The organism is Argonema galeatum A003/A1, from assembly GCF_023333595.1.
GTDB lineage: Bacteria > Cyanobacteriota > Cyanobacteriia > Cyanobacteriales > Aerosakkonemataceae > Argonema > Argonema galeatum.
Genome location: NZ_JAIQZM010000042.1, coordinates 25735 through 43317 on the forward strand (window position 1 = coordinate 25735; position 17583 = coordinate 43317).

13 protein-coding genes are annotated in these 17583 nt (G+C 45.5%); 5 read left to right on the forward strand and 8 right to left on the reverse strand.

What is annotated here, in order from left to right; translation table 11 throughout:
- Positions 1 to 5: 5 nt before the first annotated feature.
- The 4 genes from LAY41_RS27810 to LAY41_RS27825 form a co-directional block, all read right to left on the reverse strand.
- On the reverse strand, positions 6 to 3230 hold the full coding sequence (locus tag LAY41_RS27810) for a M10 family metallopeptidase (protein WP_249105187.1): 3225 nt from the start codon (positions 3228 to 3230) through the stop codon (positions 6 to 8).
- 128 nt (positions 3231 to 3358) lie between these two features.
- Positions 3359 to 5779 carry a M10 family metallopeptidase C-terminal domain-containing protein gene (locus LAY41_RS27815; protein ID WP_249105190.1) on the reverse strand — a complete coding sequence of 807 codons (2421 nt, stop codon included), beginning with the start codon at positions 5777 to 5779 and terminating at the stop codon, positions 3359 to 3361.
- A 345-nt stretch (positions 5780 to 6124) separates the two neighbouring features.
- A complete protein-coding gene (locus tag LAY41_RS27820) occupies positions 6125 to 7030 on the reverse strand; it encodes a S1 RNA-binding domain-containing protein (protein WP_249105192.1) in 906 nt (301 codons plus the stop codon).
- A 347-nt stretch (positions 7031 to 7377) separates the two neighbouring features.
- Positions 7378 to 8133 carry a dienelactone hydrolase family protein gene (locus LAY41_RS27825; RefSeq protein ID WP_249105194.1) on the reverse strand — a complete coding sequence of 252 codons (756 nt, stop codon included), beginning with the start codon at positions 8131 to 8133 and terminating at the stop codon, positions 7378 to 7380.
- Between the two features lie 279 nt (positions 8134 to 8412).
- Here LAY41_RS27825 and LAY41_RS27830 point away from each other — a divergent pair, with 279 nt between their 5' ends.
- From LAY41_RS27830 to LAY41_RS27840, 3 genes are all read left to right on the forward strand, one after another.
- Positions 8413 to 9396, forward strand: coding sequence for a GntR family transcriptional regulator (locus tag LAY41_RS27830; RefSeq protein ID WP_249105196.1), 984 nt, complete (start codon positions 8413 to 8415; stop codon positions 9394 to 9396).
- Between the two features lie 60 nt (positions 9397 to 9456).
- On the forward strand, positions 9457 to 10014 hold the full coding sequence (locus tag LAY41_RS27835) for a Uma2 family endonuclease (protein WP_249105197.1): 558 nt from the start codon (positions 9457 to 9459) through the stop codon (positions 10012 to 10014).
- A 302-nt stretch (positions 10015 to 10316) separates the two neighbouring features.
- Entirely contained in the window at positions 10317 to 10877 is a 561-nt protein-coding gene (locus LAY41_RS27840; protein WP_249105199.1) for a Uma2 family endonuclease, read from the forward strand.
- Positions 10878 to 10931: 54 nt separating this feature from the next.
- Here LAY41_RS27840 and LAY41_RS27845 read toward each other — a convergent pair whose 3' ends face one another.
- The 4 genes from LAY41_RS27845 to tig form a co-directional block, all read right to left on the reverse strand.
- Positions 10932 to 11789: an alpha/beta fold hydrolase gene (locus tag LAY41_RS27845; RefSeq protein WP_249105201.1), complete on the reverse strand. Its 858-nt coding sequence runs from the start codon at positions 11787 to 11789 to the stop codon at positions 10932 to 10934.
- An 88-nt stretch (positions 11790 to 11877) separates the two neighbouring features.
- Positions 11878 to 13221 carry an ATP-dependent protease ATP-binding subunit ClpX gene (gene clpX, locus LAY41_RS27850; RefSeq protein ID WP_249105204.1) on the reverse strand — a complete coding sequence of 448 codons (1344 nt, stop codon included), beginning with the start codon at positions 13219 to 13221 and terminating at the stop codon, positions 11878 to 11880.
- 9 nt (positions 13222 to 13230) lie between these two features.
- Positions 13231 to 13926, reverse strand: coding sequence for an ATP-dependent Clp endopeptidase proteolytic subunit ClpP (gene clpP, locus LAY41_RS27855; protein WP_275974439.1), 696 nt, complete (start codon positions 13924 to 13926; stop codon positions 13231 to 13233).
- Between the two features lie 491 nt (positions 13927 to 14417).
- Positions 14418 to 15866: a trigger factor gene (gene tig, locus LAY41_RS27860; protein ID WP_249105206.1), complete on the reverse strand. Its 1449-nt coding sequence runs from the start codon at positions 15864 to 15866 to the stop codon at positions 14418 to 14420.
- A gap of 14 nt (positions 15867 to 15880) precedes the next feature.
- On the opposite strand from tig, the gene LAY41_RS27865 reads away from it, so the two are divergent.
- Both LAY41_RS27865 and LAY41_RS27870 read left to right on the forward strand, forming a co-directional pair.
- Complete coding sequence (locus LAY41_RS27865) at positions 15881 to 16099, forward strand: hypothetical protein (RefSeq protein WP_249105208.1); 219 nt, start codon at positions 15881 to 15883, stop codon at positions 16097 to 16099.
- A gap of 420 nt (positions 16100 to 16519) precedes the next feature.
- Positions 16520 to 17578: an aspartate-semialdehyde dehydrogenase gene (locus LAY41_RS27870; RefSeq protein ID WP_338023066.1), complete on the forward strand. Its 1059-nt coding sequence runs from the start codon at positions 16520 to 16522 to the stop codon at positions 17576 to 17578.
- Positions 17579 to 17583 lie beyond the last annotated feature (5 nt).

Consider the following 17583-nt stretch of genomic DNA (forward strand, 5'->3'; position numbering starts at 1 on the left):
GTAATTTATACAGACGTAAAATCGGCACTGGTAATAGCTATAGATGGAACACCAGTCAACACAGCCAAATATTCACCAGTATTAGCAAGCCGGATGAAAGTATCGTTCGGGTTAGTGCCTGGGACAATCCTGATTTCGGGAAATGTCAGACCAAGAGCTAAACCAATCCTATCCTGACCATCCGTGAAATCAGTAATAGTGTCAATCATTTCTGGATTAAGACTACCTTGACCGCGAGCCACTACGAAAATATCGTTTCCAGGGCCACCATTTAATATATCTCTACCAGAAGCGCTGTTAATCCGGTCATCGCCTCCTCCGCCTGAAATGTTATTGGACAAATTGTTGCCCAATATTTCATCATTGCCCTGAGAACCTATCAGGTTTTCCAGCTCGAAGCCAAAAGCAAGGGTGGTGCCAAAGCTGTTAGTATTCAAGGCGAGCGGAGGGAGAGGCGTCTGGCTGGTACTATTAGGATTGGGAACAGAATAGGTAGCTCCGTTAAGGGCAAGCTGAGTTGTATTTTGACCTCCTTCATTCATGTCAAAGTAATAACCAAATGAAATCGATGGGAGTGCGGAAAAGTCGAAAGTATCAATTCCGCCGCTATCGAAAATTGTCTGCTTTACTCCATTTCTCCCGCCGCTCTGATTTAACCCAATAAAGTTGTTGAAGTCAAACCGATAAGTTGTATCCGTGCTGTTTAAATAACCCGCACCGTAGAGGTACTGCAAAGCACGGATATCATAGGACATCGGCGTACTTGCAAATGAGCCGTTGTATGTATTGGGAGAAATATTCCGGGTCATTACGGTGTTTGTATTGTTATCCTTCCCCACAGCAAGAGTTGGCTCAAAAAAGATGGGGTCTCTTTGTCTGTCGGGAAATTCCAAACCCAGAGCAGTACCGATTATGGAAAGCAAAGTTTCGTAGTTAAAACTGCCAGGACCCTGAGCGAAATCGACTCCGGAATTTAAATGCACGTCACCGGCGATACCCGAACCTGCAACATCTGAGGGCGCGTAGCCATAGCCCGCTCTATTCTGAGCGGCTGGCCCATCGGAAAGCATGATCCGGATGCGACCGACATTGGGAGGGTTGTCTGGAACCTCAATCACATTGATGCCCATCACTTCGTCATACTTTCGCAAAATATCGCGAGCATTGTTTTTAACAGCGTCGGACACTTCCCTAATCCCAGTCTCTTGTCCTTCGTACAAAAATGCACTCGCAGTGCTAACAAAGCTATACGTGAGGATGCCATTAGCTGGGATGTCGCCCCATCTGGCTGCATTTTGAAGCCACTGAGCTACTGGCCCATCCGAGTCTCGATTCGGTGGCGCAACTAAGGGAGCGATGTCATTTGGATTAAACAAAACTGACGCCGGACGTGCCAGTTGGAAACCGCTAAGTTGAAAATCTTCAAACGCTTGTTTGAACGTGGTTCCTCTAGCAGCCAAATCGGGGTTATTTGCTAAGTAATAAACCGGGTTAAATAGGATTGATGGGCGGCGTCCCTCATTAACACCAGAGTTTTGAAAGTGAGCAAAGGCTTGCCGAAAATTCATCCCTTGTTGACGCAAGTCGGGGTTGTTATCCAGATAGTATCTGACATCAAAAAATTGTGAAAATGGGCGTCCTTCGTTCAACCCGTAACGTTGAAAATGCTCGTACAATTCCCGCCGCGTATTCACTCCCGCCGTCAGCAAGTCTGGGTTATTATCTCCGTAGTATTCCAAATCCAGATATGGTGAGAATTTTCGCCCGTCATTATCCAAACCTAAGTTTTGGAAGTGTTCCAACAATTGTGTATCAGTAACTATTCCCACTACAGCCAAGTCTGGGTTGTTCCTTCGATAAAAATCGGGGTCAAAAAACTGGGTGGCGGCAGTTCCCCCTCCCCGACCTATACCAGTAGTTACCAATATCTCAAATAAGTCTCTATTGCTCAGTCCAGTCAGGTCTGGGTTGCTATTTCGATACACATTTAAGTCAATTACTGGTGAGAATGTTCGCCCCTCATTTAATCCAAAATTTTGGAAGTGTTCAAACAATTGCTCATTGTCTAAACTGGCCAGGTCTGGGTTGCTAGCTCGGTATAAATTTAGGTCGAAAAACGGTGATAAAGCCAGCCCCCCAGGCACACCGACGTTTTGCAGGTGTAACCACGATTCTCTATTTTCCAGTGTATCCAGTCCGGGGTTGCTAGCTCGATAGTAATTGAGATCGAAGAAGGGTGAAAGAGGACGCCCCTGATCGAGACCTGCGGTTATTAATTGTTCCGCTAATTCTCTATTGTTCAGTTCTCCGAGATCTGGGTTTCTAGAACGATAAAATTCAAGATCGAAAAATGGTGAAAAAGGACGACCTTCTTTCAAACCAAAATCTTGAAAGTGTTCCCACAATTGTTTATTATTCAAGGCACCCAAGTCTCGGTTGCCGTTCTGATAGAAACTGAGATCGAAGTACAACGAAAAAGGACGACCTTGAGGCAACCCAGTGGTTTGAAAATGCTCGAATAATTCTCTGTTGTTCAGCCTCAGTAAGTCAGGGTTTTTATTTTTATATTCGCTGATATTAAAGAACAGTGAGGCATCACGTCCCTGGTCTATCCCAGAAATGAGAAAGTTTTGTAATAATTGTTGATTAGTCGTGACATTTTCTTCTAGCAAGTTTTCAGCGTTTCGGGAGCGATATATATCGAAGTCGAAATATGGTGAAAATTCACGCCCTTGAGATAATCCGTTGAGTTGAAATTGCTCGAACAATTGTCTATAGTTCAAATTTGCCAAATCGGCGTTATTGTTTTTATAAAAATTTAGATCCAGCACGGGTGAGAAAGAACGAAACCCTTCCGCCACACCAAAGTTTCTAAAGTGCCGAAACAAATCAACATTGTCTAAATTGGCTAAATCTGGATTGCTAGCCCTATAGAAATCTAGATCGAAGAATTGTGAGAATTGGCGACCGCTAGCCAGACCTTGATTTAGAAAATTATCGAACAGTTGTCTAGGGGTTAAGTTTGAGTTAACAAATTCGGGGTTTGCGGCTTTGTAGAAGTTTACATCGAAGAAAGGGGAGAATCGGCGACCTTGGTTGATACCGAAATTTAGGAAATGTTGGAATAAATCTCGACTATTTAAGTTTGCTAAGTCTGGGTTAAAAGCTCGATAGAAATTTTCGTCATATATTTCTTGTGTATTTAAGGGGACAGCAGCAGTTGTCGGCATAGTTTTTTTCCTGGCAGATACAAGCTGGTATCAAGTCGATTTAATCATTGTAATATTGACTGCGGTTAAAACCGCACGAGTCGCGTTCGGGCTTCGTCAATTTATTGCAAAGCCCAAACGCTCCCGGATTAAACAAGTGTGAAGTCGGCATTAGAGATCGCGAAAGATGGAACACCTGCCAGTATAGCTAAGTATTCACCGCTGCTAGCTACCCTGATAAAAGTATCATTCGGATTGGTACCCGGAGTGATAGTGATGCGGTCAAATCTCAGACCAGCACTTAAACCAATCAGATCTTGACCATCTGTGAAGTCGGTAATAACGTCAGCCGATGCTGGACTTGGCCCCCCGTCGCTCGGAGCCATTATAAATATATCAGATCCGCTGCCACCACTTATTACATCTGCACCACCCGCGCCTGTAATTGTGTCATTTCCTGCTGCGCCTGCAATGTTGTTGGAGAAATTGTTTCCCAATATTTCATCATCGCCTTGAGAACCTATCAAGTTTTCTAGCTCAAACCCAAAACCAATAGTTGTGCCAAAGCTGTTAGTAGTGAATGTACCGAAGCTATTTTGATAGGTGGCTCCATTGAGGGCAAGTTGTGTGGTGTTGTAACCTCCTTCATTCATGTCAAAGTAATAACCGAATAGGGTGGATTGTAAGGCGGAAAAGTCAAATGTATCAATTCCGCCACCATCCCAAATTGTTTGCTTTATGCCATTTTGCCCATTTGATTCGTTTAGCCCGATGAAATTGTTGGCATCAAACCTATAGACTGTATCCCCATCGTTGAAATAACTGGCACCATATATTAACTGCAAAGCACGGATATCATAGGCCATCGGTGTGCTTGCAGGGGAACCAGTGTATGTTCCGGGGAACAAGTTGTAGGTCATTACGGTGTTGCTATTGTTATCCCTCCCTCCAGGGAGAACTGGCTCACCATCATCTACTTGGGGGTTATCATCAAAGGGATGTTGCAGGCCCAAAGCATGACCGATTTCGTGCAGTATCACCTCATAGCCGAAACTCCCAGGCCCACCCGAAAAATCTACCAAACTCGTATTGTTAGTTAAATGTACGTCGCCAGCAAGATTACCAGCACTGTTAATGTCAGCGGGGTCTCCGGGGTAGTAGGCATAAGCATAGACGTTTCCGTCAAGAGACTGCTGTATAGGCCCATCAGAAAACATGAACCGCAGCTGGCCGAAGTTGGGAGGTCTGTCTGAAACCTCAACAAGCTCGAATGGCAGTACGTTGTCATACTGTTGCAGCATATTGCGGATATTGTTCTTAATTTGGGGGCTCAATTCTCTGACACCGGATTCTGGCCCTTCGTATAAACCCGCACTGGCTGTGGTAACAAAGCTGTATGTGAGTACACCATTGGGCGGGACGTTCCATCTGAATTGCGGTATTTGTGACTGAGGTCGATTTATCTGAGTTGGGATGGTTCCGAGAATGAACGGCTCTATAAATCTTGGCACAAAAAAGATGGAGGCCGATCGTCTCTCGTTAACACCTGTGGTTTCAAAGTGTTCCAGCGCTTGTCTGTATGTGAGTCCTGTTCTAGCTAGGTCGGAATTGTTGGCTAGATAATATACTGGGTCAAATATCAGGGAGGGTCGTCGTCCCTCGTTTATACCAATGTTTACAAAGTGATCGAATGCTTGTCGCGGGGTCAACCCGGCTGCTCTTAGGTCTGGCTGATTAGCTAGGTAGTAGTTGGCATCAAAGAAGGGTGAAAATCTCCGCCTTTCATCCAAACCACGGCTTTGAAAATGATTGAACAATTGTTGATTGGTCAACCCTGCTACATCTAAGTCCGGGTTGCTTTCTCGGTAGGAGTTGATATCGAAGTATGGAGTAAATTTTCGCCCGTCATTTATACCAAAGTTGAGAAAATGCTCTAAATAGTCCCTATTAGTTGGAGGGGGGTCGGTAGGGTTTTCTCGTAGACCATTTGTTGGATCTTCTAGATCTGGGTTGTTATCCCGGTAAAAATTTACATCAAATAAGGGTAAGAACGGGCGTCCATCTTGTATACCAGCAGTCAGAAAATGTTCTAATAATTGTAGGTTGTCAAAGCCAACAAGATCCGGGTTATTCTGCTGATAGTAATTGAGATCGATCAAGGGTGAAAATCTTCGCCCTTCGTAAACCCCGTATTCGATTAGATGTCTGAATAATTGGTTGTTGTCTAAATTGTTCAGATCGGCGTTACTAGACCGATATAAATCTAGATCTACTACGGGTGAAAACGTCCGTCCTTGGAAAAGACCTTCATTTAAAAACTGATTTACTAATAGCTGGGTTCTAAAAAGACCTGAAACGTCTGTGTTGTTAGCTCGATAGTACGTAAAGTCAACAAACGGTGAAAATCTGAGTCTTGATGTGAAACCGCGATCTGCTTCTATAAAACCGTATGTCAATAAGTGGTTTAATGCCTCATCGTCGCTCAGTTGAGCTAGGTCTGGATTGTTTAGTCGATAGTAATTTGCGTCAAATATGTCTTCTAGGGTTAAGCGCGTATCTTCTTGAGCCATGATTTATCTACCTTTTTAAAGTAACTTTTGTCAGGTCTATTCAAGTAAGTAAATTCAGATCCCCCTAAATCCCCCTTAAAAAGGGGGACTTTGATGCTAGGTTGTAGGGTGCGTCAGACCCCAAAATTTTGGAGATAATCACTAATTTTATCGCTCTAACGCACCCTACTTAATGGGATCTTCCGTATTTACTATGCTATTTGAGCGCTTGTGCAGAGGAGCAGAGGAATAAAAATGTTATTTTTTTGAACAAAAGCATAACAACTCCGAAAGAGCCGTTTTTTGGGCAAAAGGGTATTTGGCAAAAGGGCATTAATTATTCTCTCCCGCTCTCCCGCTCTCCCGCTAGCCCTTAGTTTGATTTTTACTGGCGCGTTGGGCGCGGGCTTCAGCAGAAGCCATTACTTCAGCCATGTTTTCTAGCATTTCACCGGGGTGATTTTCTAGAACTCTGGTGGAAAGGGAAATTCGGCTTCTTCCTTCGTCGAGATCGACTATCATTGCTTTAATGGGCTGACCTACTTGAAAGAAATTGGGGAGGGATTCGATATAGGTTTGGCTGATTTGTTTGATGTGGAGCAGACCAGTGGTTCCTCCCATATCGACGAATAGCCCGAAGGGCTTGATACTGCTAATTTTACCCTCTACTAGCTGTCCTAGTTCCATTTCGCTAAATCGGGCAGATTGACTGGCTAGGCGCTGGGAAAGTACCAGTTTGTCGCGAGTTCGATCTAGTTCCAAAAAGCTGGTGGTTAAGGCTTGACCGATTAGTTCTGGCATATTATCTTTTTCGATTAGGTGACTTCGGGGAATAAAGCCGCGCAATCCGCGAACATCGACGGTGACGCCACCTTTATTTACGCCGATAACTTTCACTTGAACTGATTGAGTGTTTTCCTGCATCTCGGCCAGTTTATCCCAAGTTTGCTTAATTTCCAGCTCCTTTAGAGAAACTGTGACTTGTCCGTCTGCATCTTGCTCGCGGATAATTAAAAAGTCTTGTTCTTCGCCTAAAGGCAACAGGGCGGATAAATCGTCTACTTCTTTTAAGGTAACTTCTTGAATAGGCAGAAAAGCAGAGGATTTGGCACCAATGTCAATATACGCTCCATCGTTGGTGTATTCAAAGGCTTTGCCCCGTACTACTTGCCCTTTTTCAAAGTTGAAGTCTTGTTTTTCTAGGGCTTTGGCAAAATCATCCATAGAAAAGGATGTGTTGTTTGCTTGAGAAGGGGTCGAGTTGGGTTTCATCTTTCAATCAACTAGATTAGGTTAATTTTGATTAATTCAGTGGGGCGGGACTAAATATGGCATAGCCAATTATGTATTTTAGCGATCGCAGTTACACAGGTGCGCGGAGGCTAAAGTTGCTTTTCAGGACTTACGCATTTGCCCCCCTAACCCCCCAAATCTGGGGGGGACAAGACTTCTTTTCCCCCAGATTTGGGGGCACAGGGGCGCGATCGCTAAAGTTGTTTTTGCTATGACCGAACTCGAAGGGCGACCACCCTTAGCATTTTACCTTTGGCTGTAATGAATTCTTGTCTTAGATCTGAGCTAAGAACGGCTGCAAAGCTTCTACAACCTTTGGGACATCCTCATTCACTTGAAGTTTTCACTAAGAGCTGAAACAACTGTTTAACCTGAGTCCAAGCAGCTTCTGCTGCTGTTGCATCGTAGCTACCGCGACGATCGCAGAAAAAACCGTGGTCAACACCATCGTAGCGAAAGACACGATGGTGAATGTGATGTTTTGTTAATTCTGCCTCAATTTGGTCAACCTGTTCGGCTGGAATGCTGGCATCGAGGATGCCAAAGAAGGCGTAGAGAGTGCCTTTGATGTCTTTGGTGCGGGTAATGGTGGGTTCGCCGCCGCCGGGAGTGCGAGTGGTAATGCCTGCGCCATAGAAAGAGGCGGTGGCTTTGATATCGGCTAAAGTTGCGGCAAGATAGGCAACGTGACCGCCAAAGCAGAAGCCTATGCAGCCAAAGCCGTCCTTTTTTACCTGAGAAAGGCTCTTAAGATAATCTATTGTGGCTTGAATATCGCTCAGCAGTTCTGATGCCTTGGTTTGTTGCGCGTAGTCCCGGCCAATTTGGATGTCGTCTGGGGTGTACCCAGTCTCAAAACCGGGGGCGATGCGCTGAAAGATTGCGGGTGCGATCGCAGTATACCCTTCCTTAGCAATTCGTTCCGTTACGTCCCGGATATGTTCGTTTACCCCGAAGATCTCCTGCAATACTATAACCGCTGGGAAAGGCGCTGGGCCAGTTGGCTCAGCATAGTAAGCATCAATTTGCAAGTCCCCATTGGTAACTTTGATGTTAGATGTGCGAATCTGTATGTCTGCCATTGTGATTTTGATCTTCGTGATGTCACCGTTTAGATTCTAGATTGAGAAGGCGGCAGAGATTGATATCTCACCCGGCTGGGTTATTTTATTTTTGTCCATATTCGGTATGATGCCTTTCCAGATAATCTATGCTAATGAGTACGGATTACCAACCTTGCTGGCGCTAATTTGTTTGCGCGATAACAATACACTGAATATATAGATAAAAACTCAGTTTTATGGTGCCTACCGTCAAATTATTTTCTCAATTACTGGATGTGAGTCCTTGGAGGCTCTAATATGGTTCAATTTCATATACAGCCGGATAGTGAAATTCCGGCATCAACTCAGCTATTTAATCAAATCCGGTTTGCGATCGCATCCCGTCAGTTTCCCCCCGGACACCGCCTCCCCAGCACTCGCGCCCTCGCCATGCAGACGGGTTTGCATCGCAACACCATTAGCAAGGTATATCGTCATTTAGAAGAAATCGGACTGGTGGAGTCCCTGGCGGGGTCAGGAATTTACGTCCGCGCTCTAGGTCACGAAGGGGGAGGTAGACTAAAATCTGCGATCGTAGAACAATATCCCCAAGCCAACAAAATCGTCCAGGAAAGCTTGGATAAGCTGCTGGGAGAGGGTTGTACCCTCAGTCAAGCCAGGGAGCTTTTTTTGGGAGAGATTGACTGGCGCTTGCGTTGCAGTGCGAGGGTCTTGGTGACTGCGCCTACCCAGGATATTGGCGTTGGCGAGTTGATGGTGCAGGAATTGGAACAAGCGCTCAAAATTCCGGTGCAACTGGTGCCTTTGGAGCAATTAAGCCTATTTCTGGATCAAACTCATGGTGGTACGGTGGTGACCAGTCGCTATTTTATCGGAGAAGCAGATGCGATCGCAGCACCTAAATCTGTCCGCGTCATCCCCGTAGATATCTACGACTACAGCACAGAAATTCAGCTAGTTAGGAGTTTACCAAAAGACAGTTGTGTTGGTCTTGTTAGCCTCAGTTCTGGTATTTTGCGGGCGTCAGAAGTGATTATTCACAGTCTCCGGGGTGAAGATTTGTTGGTGATGACGGCTCAAAAAGGAGATACTTATAAACTTAACGCATTGGTTCGCAGTGCCAGAACAATTATCAGCGATCAAGCTAGTTTCGCTGCGTTGAAAGCTGCTGTTGCAGAAGCGAGAGACGATTTGATTCGTCCGCCTCAATTAATCTGCTGCGATAACTATATTGGGCTTAAGTCGATTAATTTGCTCAAGCGGGAGTTGGGTTTGGGGTGATCGATCGCGAAAATAGAATACAACCTAACAAACAGCGCCAAACAATCATAGGATAATCAAATGATCGCCACCCAAATCCGTTTGTGGACTGTAGAAGAATACCACCGGATGATCGACGCTAATATTCTGACTACCGACGATAAAGTTGAACTTCTAGAAGGTCGAATTGTCCAAATGAGTCCCCAAAGTCCACCTCACGCAGGTACAACTCAACGCACCGATTATTATCTCCAAAATCTACTCCGAGATCTTGCCAATATTCGAGTCCAGTTACCCATTACCCTGTCTACCTCAGAACCAGAGTCGAATATTGCTGTAGTTCGCATCGATCCAGGTGCTTATGGCGATCGCCACCCTAATGCTAGCGACATCTTACTGCTAATAGAAATCGCTCATACTACTTTAAACATCGATCGCCAAGAAAAAGCACCTATTTATGCCAGAGCAAATATTTCCGAATATTGGATTTTAGATATTAGCAATCGCCGCGTTTATATTTTCCGTAACCCCACCGAATCTGGCTATCAAGAAGAATTTATTTTTAATGTAGATGCTGCGATCGCACCATTAGCTTTTCCCGAAATACAAATACCATTTTCTGAACTATTTATGCCTTAAATTTGCTTATTTAGGTACGTTCTTGCGCTAAAGCGCGGCATCGCAACAACGTACCTAATAACTTAATTAAACTAGCCCCTGCCCATACCACAAGTAATATCATTTCCGGTAGCATCGGTTACATAAAAAATTCGTGTGATTATTCTTATCTGCGTTTATCTGCGTACCCTGCGGGAAGGCTAATGCCTCCGGCACGCTTCGCGAACGCCTACATCTGTCTTCATCTGCGGTAAAATTTTAACCAACGATGAAAACAGAAAATTTGACGATATCTAACCATACAACCGGAAACGATATAACCTATGATCGCAACCATTAAACCTAAACCAAACCTAGAGGAGTTCCTAAAACTTCCAGAAACTAAACCTGCATCAGAATTTATCAATGAAGAAATCATTCAGAAACCTATGCCACAAGGTGAACACAGCCGATTACAGGCTAAACTTTGTACTGTCATCAACCAGATAACAGAAACACAAAAAATTGCTTACGCTTTCCCAGAACTACGCTGCACCTTTGGCGGTGAATCAATTATCCCAGATATCGCCGTATTCCGATGGGAAAGAATTCCCTTTCAGCCATCGGGTAGAATCTCCAACCGTTTTGAAATTCATCCTGACTGGGCGATCGAAATTCTTTCTCCTGACCAAAACCAAACTAAAGTGCTTAGTAAATTATTGCATTGTTCGCGAAATGGCACGGAATTCGGTTGGTTAATAGACTCGGAAACAGAGAGTATTCTAGTCATATTTCCCGGTCAGCGAGTAGAAATTTTCACAGGTGCTACTCAATTACCCGTACTTGATGGAATTCAGTTAGAACTGACAGTTGAACAAGTTTTTGGTTGGTTAAAATTTAGTTGAACAGAACTTATGCAGAGATCCCCCCAACCCCCCTTAAAAAGGGGGGCTTTCACTTTACACCACAGCTTCTCTCTTAATTCCCAAAAACTCCCGCACCTTTTGCAAATAAGTTTCCGCATCTTCCAACATCGGAAAATGAGCGGTATCGGGAATCACAACATATTCTACTTTTTCACTTAAAGCTGCCGCCTGTCTTCCCATTTCTGCTGGAATGATAATATCGTGTTCTCCCGCAACTAAAAGCGTCGGTACCGATAACTTAGCAAATTCCTGCGGCATTACTTCAGATGCTTCTTTACTCACAGAAGTAAAAATTGTACCCAAAGCCGCCTCATAATCTGCTATGATAAAATCCTCTAAAAAAGCCTTACTGATTGCGCTTGGCAGAGGGCGATGCAAAAACCGCTTCATGAAGAGTTTGTCGGCAAAAGGAATTTTACTTAACCAGGGGGGACGAAACTTAACCACGTAACCGCCAAATTTATGGAAAGCAGCAAATGCTTTTTCGTCGTATTCAAAAATTCCGCTACAAGTTAAAATTGCCCGTTCCACTCTTTCTGGGTAACGGTTCAAAAACAGCGTAGCAACAGAAGCGCCCATTGAGTGGGCATTCAGATAAACGCGATCTAGCTTGAAAGTATCTAATAATGCTGCTAAGTCGTCAGCATACTCTTCCATTTGGTATTTCAGCGTAGGCGCTTCACCTAATGGTAAGCGCGATCGCCCAAATCCGCGCATATCGTAAAGCAGACAATCAAACTCATCTGCTAGCGCAAAGCCCGTGCTTTCCCAATATCTACCAGAACCAGCCCAGCCGTGCAAAAAAATCATTACCGGCTTAGTTTTGCCAGCTTCTGGTGAGCGAATCCACTCGTAATAATGCTCGACGCCCCGAACTTGAATTAACGGCATTTGTCAATAGTCAATTGTCAGCGATCGGTTGTCATTTGTCATTTGTCAAAAGTAGAATTCTGGCAATGACTAATGACTAATGACTAATTTAAGCAGATTCCGGCTTTGGCAGCGAAGAAGGGTGTACGATCAGTTCGGCTGTAGAACGTTTCTCTACCATTTCCCGCGTAATCATGCAACGGGTAACATCCTTGCGAGATGGCAACTCGTACATCACATCCAACATCAACTCTTCCACAATACCGCGTAAAGCTCTGGCACCAGTTTTGCGGCGGTAGGCTTCTTGCGCGATCGCTTTAATCGCATCCGTCTTAAACTCCAGCTGCACGTTGTCCATCTTCAGCAGTTTTTGATACTGCTTCACCAGCGCATTGCGCGGCTGAGTCAAAATCGCCGTCAAAGTTTCTTCATCCAGCGGATCGACTACTGCGATCACCGGAATCCGGCCTATAAACTCTGGAATCATGCCAAATTTAACCAAGTCGTCCGGTTCCTGCTGTTTCAGGATATCCGCAGTCCGTTTTTCCCGCGATGGCGTTTCCCCACCTTGAATAAAGCCCATTGACTTTTTGCCAATTCTCTGCTCTACCACCTTCTCCAGACCAACAAACGCACCGCCGCAGATAAACAGAATATTGCTGGTGTCAATCTGGATGCAGTCCTGATAGGGATGTTTGCGTCCGCCTTGGGGAGGCACGTTTGCCACCGTCCCCTCCAACATCTTCAGGAGAGCTTGTTGAACCCCTTCGCCGGAGACATCCCGCGTAATCGAAGGATTTTCGCTCTTACGAGCAATCTTGTCAATTTCATCAATGTAAATAATGCCTCGCTGAGCTTCCTCCACATCGAAATCCGCTACCTGAAGCAATCGCAGCAAGATATTTTCTACATCTTCCCCGACATATCCTGCCTCCGTCAGCGTAGTAGCGTCGGCTACAGCAAACGGCACATCCAAGATATTTGCCAGAGTTTGAGCCAAAAGCGTCTTTCCGCATCCGGTCGGCCCCATCAGCAGGATATTGGATTTTTGGATTTCGATCGAGTCCTCCGCACTCACTTTGCCGCTGCTTTTTGATTGAATAAAGCTGAGCCGCTTGTAATGGTTATATACCGCTACCGAGAGGACTTTTTTCGCCTCATCCTGGCCTATTACGTGTTCGTCTAAATACTTTTTAATTTCTCTCGGTTTCGGAATTTGATGCAGCGAGAGAGCAGATGAGCGGGTACGCCGCTTTTGGGCTGGTTCTGATTTTGGTGCTGGCCCAGGAGATGCTGAACCCGAATCCAACAGCTCCTCATCTAAAATTTCGTTACACAGGTCAACACATTCATCACAAATGTAGACTCCCGGACCAGCAATCAATTTGCGAACCTGCTCTTGAGACTTGCCGCAAAAGGAACATTTTAAATGGGAGTCGTACTTAGGTGACATAGCTGCCTCTTATTTAAGTGTGGTAACGGCATTTCCTGAAATGGGTAGGTTCTGCCTAGTGATAACCTGATCGATAAGGCCATAATCTTTGGCCTCCGCGGCTGACATGAAGAAGTCGCGGTCAGTATCGACTTCTAATTTTTCAATAGGCTGACCAGTATGATAAGCCAGTAATTCATTGAGCTGACGTTTATGATAAAGAATTTCCTTGGCTTGAATCTCAATGTCAACTGCCTGACCTTGGGCTCCGCCTAGTGGCTGGTGAATCATGATTCGGGAGTTGGGAAGCGACATCCGCTTACCACGGGTTCCTGCTGTGAGCAGAAACGCTCCCATACTCGCAGCCAATCCAAAGCAGATGGTAACAACATTGGGGCGAATTTGTTGCATGGTGTCATAAATCGCCATACCCGCTGTCACCGATCCCCCTGGAGAGTTGATGTAAATCTGGATGTCTTTTTCGGGATCTTCCGAGTCCAGGAACAGCAACTGGGCCACAATAGTGTCCGACACTTCATCGTCAATCGGCGTTCCCAAGAAGATGATTCGCTCCCGCAACAGGCGCGAGTAAATGTCGAACGCTCTTTCCCCCATACCAGACTGTTCTACCACCATAGGTACGACTGTGTTGCTGGGCTGCAAGTCGTAGATGGGCGAGTAGCGCGAGCTGGTGGGCGAGTAGTTAAGAGACTGAGATATAACCATAAAACCTAATTCAAGTTGTGTCAGCTGGCACTCGTGCTGTAAACTGAGAATCTTAAACGATACTTAATTACAACTATATCCGTTATAGCCAATATCTGTTGTCTTTGACTATCTCTACTGGGCAAGTTTGGCTTTCTATTAAGAGAGATATCGAAGTTTTACCATTTTCCTTTTGATATGCTACATCTTGTAACTATTTTCCTCTAGCTCTAGCGATCCCCTGCTGAGTGTGATGTCGATCGAAATCAAAAGTGAAATGGTCTTGAATATGGTACTTTTTGTGTCCTTACCCTGCTAAAATGTTTTTCGATTTTGCACAAGTATTGTAAAACATAGACGTGAGAGTCCCATCTATAACTTGGCATTTTTGCCCCCCTAACCCCCCAACCTTGGGGGGAAATCTTGCACCCCCTCTCCCAACGTTGGGAGAGGGGGTGAGGGCGAGACTATCCCGGCTTAAGTTGGTAGCCGTCAGATGTCTTGGGAGCAGCTTAACTCTCTTGTTGTTCGGTCTGGTTTGGCTCGACTTGGGCTTCAGGGGTTTCGGCAGTTGCTTCAACTTCAACTTCGGCTGGCGCTTCCTGTTGGTTTTCTGAGGCTGTAGCACTCAGGGAGCCTTCCGGTACGAGTTCGATGGTGGAATGTTCCTCCAACCATTTGATGATTTTTTCGGTCAGCAGTTCGTTTTCGACGAATTCTCGCAATTTTTCGGGGTCGATGTCTTTCTCATCGCTGTACTCCTGCATCACCTCTTGAGAGCGTGTTGCCACTGCGGCTGGTTCTACTTGGATGGATTCCCTTGTGGCTACTTCTCTAAGTCCTAGAGAGCGCTTGAGCCTAGAGATCGCATCTGGGAGCGATCGCTCTCGGAACTGCGGTATCATTTCCTGAGTAAACAGCTTCTTGATATCAATCCCCTGCTTACTCAGCCGCATTGCCGTTTGAGTCACCAACTCATCAACCTCTTGCTCAATCAGCGTTTGAGGTAAATCTACTTCCACCAGGTTCACCAGTTCAGCCAGCAGTGCTTCCTGCTTGTTGGCATCAGTTTTGCGCTGCGCTTGCTCCTGAAACCTGGTTTCCAAAGTCGATCGCAATTCCTCTAATGTTTGAAACTCGCTGATTTCTTGGGCAAAGTCATCGTTTACTTCCAGTAACTCTTTTTCTTTGAGGTCTTTGAGCGTCACCGCGAAAACGGCAGGTTTACCAGCCAACTCTTTTTGCGGATAGTCTTCGGGGAAGTCCACAGAAATTTCTTGGCTTTCCCCCACATTCATCCCGACCATCCCATCAACAAACCCTTTGATAAAGCGCCCTTCTGCTAACTCTACCTGAAAATCCTGCGCTTCTCCGCCGGGAATCTCTTCAGCTGCTTCTCCTTGGGCCGACGCTTCGCTTACCAGCCGTCCCTTAAAATCAACTACTGCCACATCTCCCATCTGCGCTGGGCGTCCCGATACTGGCACCAAGGTAGCTAGTTCTTTGCGGCGTTCTTCTAAAAACTTATCCACCGAATCGGGGTCGTACTTGACTTCTTCTGCCTTTAGGTGTAAGCCAGTGTACTGCTTCAAGTTAACTTCGGGCACTACATCAACCGCTGCTGAGAATGTCACCGTTTTTCCCAGTTCAAACTGGTTAACCAACTCATCAAAGTTAGAGCGCAGCTGGTAGTTGCCTAGAGCCTGGATTGACTCTTGCTTTATAGCATCTCTAACCCCATCGCGAATTATTTCTTCCAAAGCCGCCGCTTTCAGTCGCGTTGAGCCAAAGCGCTGTACCAGAATATGACGAGGAACCTTGCCTTTGCGAAACCCAGGGATGTTGGCAGAACGGGCCAGGTCTTGAAAAACCTGCTCGTAAGCTTTTTTGGATATTTCGGACGTAATTTCTATTTCCAAGCCTATCTGGCTCTGGGGAAGCTTTGCCTGGGTAACTTTCATGCCTCTTTTTTTCTTTGACGATAACTGCTTTAATTTCTCAAGTTCAAGAAGCCCAACCGGGACTGCAACGCACGATTCCAAGCGATGCTTGGGATCTCCTGTGGTTAAAAAGCGGGTTATTTAACCGCGATCCCCTAACAGGTGTCTCTCAGCGTGATATGCTGGTGCAAGCAACCAGCGATGGTATCTACCAACTTAGGTCAGACCAGCGTCCCTTAAGACCTAAGCCTTAAGGGAGGGAACTTTTCCCGTTCGTTTGGTTTCCTATCTGATGATAGTACATTTAGATACTCGTTTCGCACTGTGTTCGACGGCTGAGAGAATTTTTGGCAGAGAATTATGTTAAATTTATATAAGCGGTTAGAAATAAATTACAATTTTCACAAATACCCAGATAATAAATGACTCAATAACAGCTATAAATTAAAAAAGCAACTTACTTTTTATGGGCAAAGTAGGGGTAAATTTGACCAAAAGTCCTTCTAAGAGACCGCCAACATAGATAGACCCGATCTTTTTTCGGAGAAGTCGGCTGGATTTTGAATGTTGTAGTTAGAAATTGTGGAGACGCGGCTTAAACCCAGTTGACTGTTTTAAATATCACATCGAAAATTATCCTTATCTTAAAATCCCAAATATCTCAAACCGTTCAAATGGAGGTAGTTAGTTTGTCAAAATCCTATCGAGTAGCCATATTAGGAGCCACGGGAGCCGTTGGTACTGAGTTGTTGGAATTGCTGCAAAGTCGTAAATTCCCGCTGGCCGATCTAAAACTTCTAGCTTCACCTCGTTCTGCCGATCGCATTATGCAGTTTGGCGACGAAAACCTGCCTGTAGTGGCGGTAGGAGAGCATTCGTTTGACAATGTAGATATCGTCTTGGCTTCAGCAGGTGGCTCTACCTCAAAAGAATGGGCTCCTAAAGCGGTAGAGGCCGGTGCCGTAGTAATTGATAACTCCAGCGCCTTCCGCATGGATACCCACGTACCCCTGGTAATTCCAGAAGTGAATCCAGAGGCCGCAGCTTCCCATCGCGGCATCATCGCCAATCCCAACTGTACGACAATTTTAATGGCCGTGGCAGTTTGGCCCCTACATCGGGTACAGCCAGTTAAACGCATGGTGGTAGCAACCTATCAGTCTGCCAGCGGAGCCGGTGCTAGGGCAATGGAAGAAGTGAAACAGCAGGCTTTGGCCATTTTGCAGGGCGAGACACCCAAAACAGAAATATTTCCCTACCCGTTGGCGTTTAATTTGTTCACTCATAACACCAAGTTGAATGAGTTAGGGTATTGTGAGGAAGAAATGAAAATGGTCAACGAGACGCGGAAGATCTTTGGAGCGCCAGCTCTGAGAATTACGGCAACCTGCGTTCGGGTTCCCGTCTTGCGAGCGCACTCAGAAGCAATTAATCTAGAATTTGAGGAGGCTTTTACCGTAGAAAAAGCGCTCCAAATCCTGAGTAAGGCTCCTGGAATACGGATAGTAGAAGACTGGCAGGCAAATTATTTTCCGATGCCTTGCGAAGCCAGCGGTAAAGACGAAGTATTAGTGGGTCGAATTCGTCAGGATATTTCTAACCCCGGTGGATTGGAACTTTGGCTCTCTGGAGACCAAATTCGCAAAGGGGCAGCATTGAATGCAGTGCAAATTGCCGAGTTGTTGGTAGCAAAAAGTTGGGTTCAGCCAGCAACAGCAGCTGTTACTGCTTAGGCTCG